Source organism: Castellaniella sp. (assembly GCF_034007085.1).
GTDB lineage: Bacteria > Pseudomonadota > Gammaproteobacteria > Burkholderiales > Burkholderiaceae_B > Castellaniella.
The window spans coordinates 1-7,281 of sequence record NZ_JAVERO010000110.1 but is presented as its reverse complement, the minus strand read 5'-3'; the positions used below and the strand labels follow the sequence as shown (position 1 = coordinate 7,281).

Annotated in this window: 9 protein-coding genes and 1 pseudogene; 5 read left to right on the top strand and 5 right to left on the bottom strand. The window is 65.7% G+C overall.

All coding sequences use genetic code 11. The annotated features are described in order from the left end of the window. Nucleotides 1–213, bottom strand: a pseudogene (locus RBR29_RS09455) (GNAT family N-acetyltransferase); the annotation flags it as partial. A gap of 123 nt (nucleotides 214–336) precedes the next feature. Here RBR29_RS09455 and RBR29_RS09450 point away from each other — a divergent pair. Continuing rightward, entirely contained in the window at nucleotides 337–636 is a 300-nt protein-coding gene (locus RBR29_RS09450) for a copper-binding protein (RefSeq protein ID WP_320348814.1), read from the top strand. A gap of 22 nt (nucleotides 637–658) precedes the next feature. On the opposite strand, the gene hslU is transcribed toward RBR29_RS09450, so the two are convergent. From hslU to RBR29_RS09430, 4 genes are all read right to left on the bottom strand, one after another. Continuing rightward, nucleotides 659–1,993 carry an ATP-dependent protease ATPase subunit HslU gene (hslU, locus tag RBR29_RS09445; protein ID WP_320348813.1) on the bottom strand — a complete coding sequence of 445 codons (1,335 nt, stop codon included), beginning with the start codon at nucleotides 1,991–1,993 and terminating at the stop codon, nucleotides 659–661. A 9-nt stretch (nucleotides 1,994–2,002) separates the two neighbouring features. Continuing rightward, on the bottom strand, nucleotides 2,003–2,536 hold the full coding sequence (gene hslV, locus RBR29_RS09440; protein WP_320348812.1) for an ATP-dependent protease subunit HslV: 534 nt from the start codon (nucleotides 2,534–2,536) through the stop codon (nucleotides 2,003–2,005). Between the two features lie 149 nt (nucleotides 2,537–2,685). Beyond that, nucleotides 2,686–3,126: an RNA polymerase-binding protein DksA gene (dksA, locus tag RBR29_RS09435; protein ID WP_320348811.1), complete on the bottom strand. Its 441-nt coding sequence runs from the start codon at nucleotides 3,124–3,126 to the stop codon at nucleotides 2,686–2,688. Between the two features lie 77 nt (nucleotides 3,127–3,203). Then, nucleotides 3,204–4,316, bottom strand: coding sequence for a GTP-binding protein (locus RBR29_RS09430; protein WP_320348810.1), 1,113 nt, complete (start codon nucleotides 4,314–4,316; stop codon nucleotides 3,204–3,206). A 264-nt stretch (nucleotides 4,317–4,580) separates the two neighbouring features. On the opposite strand from RBR29_RS09430, the gene RBR29_RS09425 reads away from it, so the two are divergent. From RBR29_RS09425 to RBR29_RS09410, 4 genes are all read left to right on the top strand, one after another. Beyond that, a complete protein-coding gene (locus RBR29_RS09425; RefSeq protein ID WP_320348809.1) occupies nucleotides 4,581–4,724 on the top strand; it encodes a hypothetical protein in 144 nt (47 codons plus the stop codon). Then, nucleotides 4,715–5,455, top strand: coding sequence for an ABC transporter ATP-binding protein (locus RBR29_RS09420; RefSeq protein WP_320348808.1), 741 nt, complete (start codon nucleotides 4,715–4,717; stop codon nucleotides 5,453–5,455). The genes RBR29_RS09425 and RBR29_RS09420 overlap by 10 nt, the downstream gene beginning before the upstream one ends. Further along, complete coding sequence (locus tag RBR29_RS09415; RefSeq protein WP_320348806.1) at nucleotides 5,455–6,360, top strand: metal ABC transporter permease; 906 nt, start codon at nucleotides 5,455–5,457, stop codon at nucleotides 6,358–6,360. Before RBR29_RS09420 ends, RBR29_RS09415 begins: the two co-directional genes overlap by 1 nt. A gap of 77 nt (nucleotides 6,361–6,437) precedes the next feature. Continuing rightward, the coding region (locus tag RBR29_RS09410) for a metal ABC transporter solute-binding protein, Zn/Mn family (protein ID WP_320348805.1) at nucleotides 6,438–7,281 on the top strand (844 nt) is incomplete at its 3' end.

Here is a 7,281-nt window from a genome sequence, read left to right as displayed (position 1 = left end):
GATGGCCGTGGCGGGATCCTCGGTCGTCGTGGTGACCAGGCAGTGGGCCGCTGGGTCCGGACCGAAAAAGCTGTCTTTCAGGCTGGCGTGCGTGGCCTGGAAAATGTCGGTCAATTTTTCGAATTCCGCCATTTCCAGCATCAGGGCATGGATGGCCGGGATGTCGGACTCGGTGGCGGGCCGCAAGTCGTAGCCGGGAACGGGGGCAGGCAAGGCAGTCTCTGGATCGGTTGATGGGAAATCAGGCGTTGCGGATCGGCAGGGGATGTGCGGTTTCGCGGTATGCTGGACCTGTCCGCCGGCGCGAGCCCGGGGGAAACAGAAGGAGTGTAGCCCATGCGTTTTCATGCCCTGATGCCCATTGCCCTGGCCGCCGCTCTGGCGCTGCCGGGGGTCGTGTCGGCGGCTGCGCCCGTCCAGGCGCAAGCCAGCGGCGAAGTCGTGCGCGTGAACGCTGCCGGCGGCAAGATCGCCATCCGCCATGGGGCCATCGACAAGCTCGACCTGCCGGCCATGATCCTGGTCTATCACGCCGATCCAGCACTGTTGGCGGGGATCGCAGCGGGCGATCGGGTCGATTTCACGGCCGAACGGGCCAGCGGTCATTACCGGATCGTGGCCCTGAAGAAAAACTAGGCTGGTCCCCAGCCCCGCCGGACTACAGCACGTAGCGGGCCAGGTCCTGGCTGCCGGCAGCCTCGGCCAGTTTGTCGTTCACGTAGGCGGCGTCGATCACCACGGTTTCCGCGCCCGGGCTGGCGGCCTCGAAGGACAGGTCTTCCAGCAGTTTTTCCATGACGGTGTACAGGCGCCGGGCGCCGATGTTTTCCGTGCGCTCGTTGACCTCGAAGGCCAGTTCGGCCAGGCGGTGGATGCCATCCTCGGTGAAATCCAGTGTGACGTCTTCGGTGGCCAGCAGGGCGCTGTATTGCTTGGTCAGCGAGGCGTCGGTTTCGCACAGGATGCGCACGAAGTCCTCGGCCGTCAGGGAATCCAGTTCCACCCGGATCGGGAAACGGCCCTGCAGTTCGGGGATCAGGTCCGATGGCCGAGACAGGTGGAAGGCGCCGGAGGCGATGAACAGGATGTGGTCGGTGCGCACCATGCCGTATTTGGTGTTGACGGTGGTGCCTTCGACCAGCGGCAGCAGGTCGCGCTGCACGCCCTGGCGCGAAACGTCGGCGCCGCCTTGTTCCTGGCGCGCGGCGATCTTGTCGATCTCGTCCAGGAAGACGATGCCGTGCTGTTCGGCCAGCGTCACGGCGTGGGTGCGCAGGTCTTCTTCGTTGATGCGGCGCGCGGCTTCTTCCTCGACCAGCAGGCGAAAGGCTTCTTTCACCGTCAGCTTGCGCGACTTGGTCTTGCCCTGGGCCAGGCCGGCAAACATGCCGCGCAGCTGCTCGGTCATTTCCTCCATGCCGGGGGGCGCCATGATTTCCATGTGCGGCGGCGTCTGGGCGACTTCGATGTCGATCTGCGTGTCATCCAGCTTGCCTTCGCGCAGGCGCTTGCGGAAGACCTGGCGGGTGTTGTTTTCATCGCGTTCGGGCTGGCCCTGGGCATTGCGCGGGGGCGGCAGCAGGGCATCCAGGATGCGGTCTTCGGCTGCGTCCTCGGCCTGGGTGCGCACGCGGCGCATTTCGGTCTCGCGCGTTTGTTTGATGGCGACCTCGACCAGATCGCGCACGATGGTGTCCACGTCGCGGCCCACGTAGCCGACCTCGGTGAACTTGGTGGCTTCGATCTTGATGAAGGGGGCGTTGGCCAGGCGGGCCAGGCGGCGGGCGATCTCGGTCTTGCCCACGCCGGTGGGCCCGATCATCAGGATGTTCTTGGGGACGATTTCGTGGCGCAGGGGTTCGGGCACCTGCTGGCGGCGCCAGCGGTTGCGCAGCGCCACGGCGACTGAGCGCTTGGCCTTGTCCTGGCCGACGATGTGCTTGTCCAGTTCCGAGACGATTTCCTTGGGGGTCATGGGGGTGGCGTCAGACATGGAGAGGGCCTAGAGTGTTTCGACGATGTGGTTCTGATTGGTGTAGATGCAGAGTTCCCCGGCGATTTCCAGGGATTTCTTGACAATGTCGGCGGGGGCCAGTTCGGTGGCGTCCAGCAGGGCGCGCGCAGCCGATTGGGCATAGGCGCCGCCCGAGCCGATGGCGGCGATGCCGTGTTCGGGTTCCAGGACATCGCCGTTGCCCGTGAGGATCAAAGTGTGTTCGCGGTCGGCCACGATCAGCATGGCTTCCAGGCGGCGCAGCACGCGGTCGGTGCGCCAGTCGCGGGTCAGTTCCACGGCGGCACGCATCAGGTGACCCTGGTGCTTTTCCAGTTTTGCCTCGAAGCGTTCCTGCAGGGTGAATGCATCGGCCGTCGCGCCGGCGAAACCAGCCAGGACCTTGTCGTGATAGAGTCGCCGGATTTTGCGGGCGGTGCCTTTGATGACGATGTTGCCCAGGGTGACCTGACCGTCGCCTCCCAGGGCGACTTCAGTGCCGCGCCGGACGCAGACGATGGTGGTGGCGTGAAATTGTTCCATGCGGTCCTCTCGGGTAGAGAGGATCACATGGGGGCATGTTCAGAAAATTCAAGCTGGATGCATGCGCCTGGCAGGCAAGGCGCAAACCGCAGCGATAGTCATACTATCGCGAGGATTTGCAACGCGGCATGACGAGTCCAGGCGCCGTTTCAATCCCCGTAGAGCTTCTGGCGCATTTCGCGGCGTTCCTGGGCTTCGAGCGACAGGGTGGCCGTGGGGCGGGCGAGCAGGCGCGGGATGCCGATGGGTTCGCCGGTTTCTTCGCACCAGCCGTATTCGCCGGCGTCGATGCGGGCGATGGCCTGCTGGACTTTTTTCAGCAGTTTGCGCTCGCGGTCGCGCGTGCGCAGTTCCAGCGCGTGTTCTTCTTCGATCGTGGCGCGGTCGGCCGGGTCGGGCACGTACTGGGTCTCGCGCAGATTTTCGGTCGTGGCGCCGGCGTTGGTCAGGATTTCGTGTTCGAGCTGGTGCAGGCGTTCGCGGAAAAACGCCAGCTGGGCGTCGTTCATGTAATCCTTTTCGGGCATCGCCAGCAGTTCTTTTTCCGTGAGCGGCTTGCCTTGGGGTTTGGTGCTGGATTTGGTAGCCATGTCAAGTCCTCTTTTTTATGTGCCGGGGCCTGTCTGCCCCGACCGGAAGATACGGCGGGGCAGTGGTGTTGCAGTGTTCAGACCAGGCATTGTTCGAGCCCCTGGGTGAAGATGTCCTGGGGCAGTTTACGGCCGATGAAGACCATGCGGGTATTCGGTTTTTCACTGGCAGGCCAGGCCTTGCCGGGTTCGGCGCCGAACAGCATGTGGACGCCTTGGAACAGCATGCGGCGATTGATGCCCTTGATGTACAGGATACCCTTGTAGCGCAGCAGGTCGGGACCGTAGACCTGGACGATGCCGCTGAGGAAATCTTCCAGGCGTTCCGGGTCGAAGGCGCGGTTGGAACGGAACACAAAGGCGCCGATCTCGTCGTCGTGGTGGGCGTGATGGTGGTCGTGATGGTCATGATGGCACCCTGGGCCGCAGGCGTGCTGGTCATCCTCGTCGTCGTGATGGTGATCGTGGTGGCCGTGGTGGTCATGATCGTGATGATCGTGCCCGGCGGCTTCTTCGGCGAGGAATTCGGGGTCGATGTCCAGGATGGCGTCCAGATCGAAGCCGCTGACGTCCAGCAGGGCGTTCAGGTCGGTTTCGCCGAAATGCGCGGACAGGATGGCGGCGCGCGGGTTGATGCGCACCAGGCGGGCGCGCAGGGCCTGGTAGTCGGCCTCGTTGACCAGATCCTTTTTCGAGATCAGGATGCGGTCGGCGAACCCGACCTGGCGCTGGGCTTCTTCCTGGCGGTCCAGGGTGGCCATGCCGTGCTTGGCATCCACGACCGTGATGACGGCATCCAGCCGGTAGGTGGCGGCGACGTCATCGTCCATGAAAAAGGTCTGGCAGACCGGGCCGGGGTTGGCCATGCCCGTGGTCTCGATGATCACACGGTCGAAGCGCACCGCGCCGGCTGCGCGTCGGGCGGCGAGGTCGCCCAGGGTGCGGATCAGGTCGCCGCGCACGGTGCAGCAGACGCACCCGTTGCTCAGTTCCACGACCTGTTCTTCGTCGTCCTGGACCAGCAGGTCGTTGTCGATGTTTTCCTCGCCGAATTCGTTTTCGATGACGGCGATGCGCTGGCCGTGGAATTCGGTCAGGATGCGGCGCAGCAGAGTGGTCTTGCCCGCCCCCAGGAAACCGGTGAGCACGGTGGCGGGAATCAGGGAATCGGCGGATGGAGCAGTGTTCATGATGGCCTCGGGTGCGATGCGCTGACCCCGTTGCGCCGGACCCCGGTGGCATGACTGCCAAGGGCATGTGACCGGCCAAGTGGCGGGCAGGGGGGCGATCAGCATGCGATTACAGCATAGGCCCGGGTTTAGGGCAAACTCGGGGAGCGGGCCGGTTGGGGGCGCGGGCGGCGCACGATGGTGGTGGTGTGCCGGCAGGTCCGGCAGGCCAGGGTGGGTATGTTATAACGTAACGTTTCCAGGCGATGCCGATCGCGGATCATCATGTCCTTTCCCCCCCTGTTGTCCAAACGGGGCCGCTATCGCGGCTCTTCGTTGCTGCTGTCGGCCGGCCAGCGCATGCGCCGTGCCGCGCTGGCGGTGGCATTTCTGTGGCTGTTGACCGGATGGGCGCTGCAATGGTGGTAAACCCGGCGCCCGGCGCGGCAGCGCCTGCCATCGAACTGCAGCAGGTCTGGCTGGGCTGGCGCGACCGGATTGCCGTGCGCGACGTCAGCGGCGTGTTTCCGCAGGGGTCGATGACGGCGGTGGTCGGGCCGAACGGGGCTGGCAAGTCCACCCTGATCAAGGCCATGGCGGGCCGCCTGAGCCCGATCCGGGGGCGCATCCGGGTCGATCCGGCGGTTGCGGCCGACCTGGCCTGTCTGCCGCAGTCGGCCGAACTGGACCTGGATTTTCCCATCAGCACGTTTGATCTGGTGGCCATGGGCGCCTGGCATCGGCTGGGCGCCTGGCGCGGCCTGGATGATGCAGGCCGGGACGCCGTCGAAGCCGCCCTGCGCGCAGTGGGCCTGGCCGGCTTTGGGCGCCAGTCCGTCAATACGCTGTCCGGCGGGCAGCGGCAGCGCGCGCTGTTTGCGCGGCTGATCCTGCGCGATGCCCGGGTGATCCTGCTCGACGAGCCGTTTGCTGCCGTGGACCAGGGCACGACCGAAAGCCTGTTGGCGCTGCTGCACCAATGGCATGGCGAGGGGCGGACATTGATCGCGGTATTGCATGATCTGGATATGGTGCGTGCCTACTTTCCCCAGACCTTGCTGCTGGCGGGGCAGGTCGTCGGCTGGGGCGACAGCGGCCAGGTGCTGAATGCATCCAATCTGCACCTGGCGCGCCACCTGTGCGCCGGGGGGGCTGCCTGATGGATCTCTGGCATCTGCTGGTGCAGCCTTTTGTCGAGTTCGGTTTCATGCGCCGCGCCCTGGCAGGCGCCCTGGCGCTGGCTTTTGCCGCCGGGCCACTGGGGGTGTTCCTGGTGCTGCGCCGTCTCAGCCTGATGGGCGATGCCATGGCGCATGCGATTTTGCCGGGCGTGGCGGTGGGTTTCCTGACGGCGGGACTGTCCATGGCAGCGATGACGCTTGGCGGTCTGGTCACGGGTGTTGCCGTGGCCGTTCTGGCCGGTCTGGTGGCGCGCATGACGCCATTGCGCGAGGACGCCAGCTTTGCCGCGTTTTACCTGGTGTCCCTCGGTCTGGGGGTGCTGCTGGTGTCCTTGAAGGGCACCAATATGGACCTGATTCATGTGTTGTTTGGCACTGTCCTGGGGCTGAGCGACGCGGCCCTGATCCTGGTCACCATCGTCAGCAGCGTGACGCTGTTGGCGCTGGCCGCCTTGCTGCGTGTGTTGGCGGTGGAATGCCTGGACCCCGGTTTTCTGCGTGCCGAGGGCCGTGCGGGCGCCTGGGCGCATATCGGTTTTCTGTTGCTGCTGGTGCTGACCCTGGTGGCGGGCTTTCAGGTGCTGGGAACTTTGATGGTGGTGGGCATCATGATGCTGCCTGCCACGGCAGCCCGGTTCTGGGTCCGGCCGGTGGGCGCCCAGATGGTGCTGGCGGCTGCGCTGGGAGCCCTGGCTTCCTATGTGGGCTTGCTGGTGTCCTATCACGCGGACGTGCCCGCATCGCCGGCGATCATTCTGGCGGCCGGGTGCATTCATTTTTTTTCGGTTGCGTTCGGGCCGCATGGTGGCGCCCTGCTGGCCCTGCGCGAAGCGCGGGCGCGCCGCGCCCGTTTGCTGCAATCCATGAAGGAAGGGAGTCAATGATGAAACATCGCTGGGGTTTTGCATCCGCGCGGCGGGGCGCATGGCTGACGGGGGCTGCTTGCCTCCTGGCCTTGGGTATGACAGTCGGCGCGCAGCCGGTCCGGGCCGAGAACGCGGCGCCCGGCGCGCGCCTGCCGGTGGTGGCCTCGTTTTCGATCCTGGGCGACATCGTGCGCGAGGTGGGTGGGGACGATATCCGCCTGGATGTGCTCGTCGGGCCGCTGAGCGATGCGCATACGTTCGAGCCGACGCCGAAGGATGCGCGTGCCCTGGGCAGCGCCCGGGTGCTGGTGGTCAACGGTCTGGGGTTCGAATCCTGGATGCCGCGCCTGGTCGAGGCGGCCGGTTTCAAGGGGCACACGATCGAGGCTTCGCGCGGCGTGCAGGCCCGTCGCCTGGACGACGAGGGCGAAGCGGCCGGGCATGGGGACGCCGACCATGATCATGATCACGCGGCGCAGGCGGCCGATGACCACGATCACGACCATGGACATGCAGATCATGGCCATGGGCACGACCATGGCGGTGTCGATCCGCACGCCTGGCAGGATCTTGCCAATGGCGTGATCTATGCCCGCAACATTGCACGCGGGCTGGCGGATGCCGATCCGGCCCACGCTTCCGCCTACCAGGCGCGGGCGGAAGCCTACGTGCGCAAGCTGCGCCAGGCTGATGCCCAATGGCGCCGGCAACTGGAATCCATTCCCCCTGCCCGGCGCGTACTGGCCACGTCGCACGATGCCTTCGGCTATTTCAGCGCAGCGTATGGCATCGAGGTGCTGTCCGTCGTTGGCCTGTCCAGCGAGGCGGAACCCTCGGCCCGGGCCATGGCGGATCTGGTGCAACAGATCCGCGCGCACCATGTCCGGGCGTTGTTCCTGGAACAGGGGGGCAATACCCGCGCCCTGCAGCAGGTGGCGG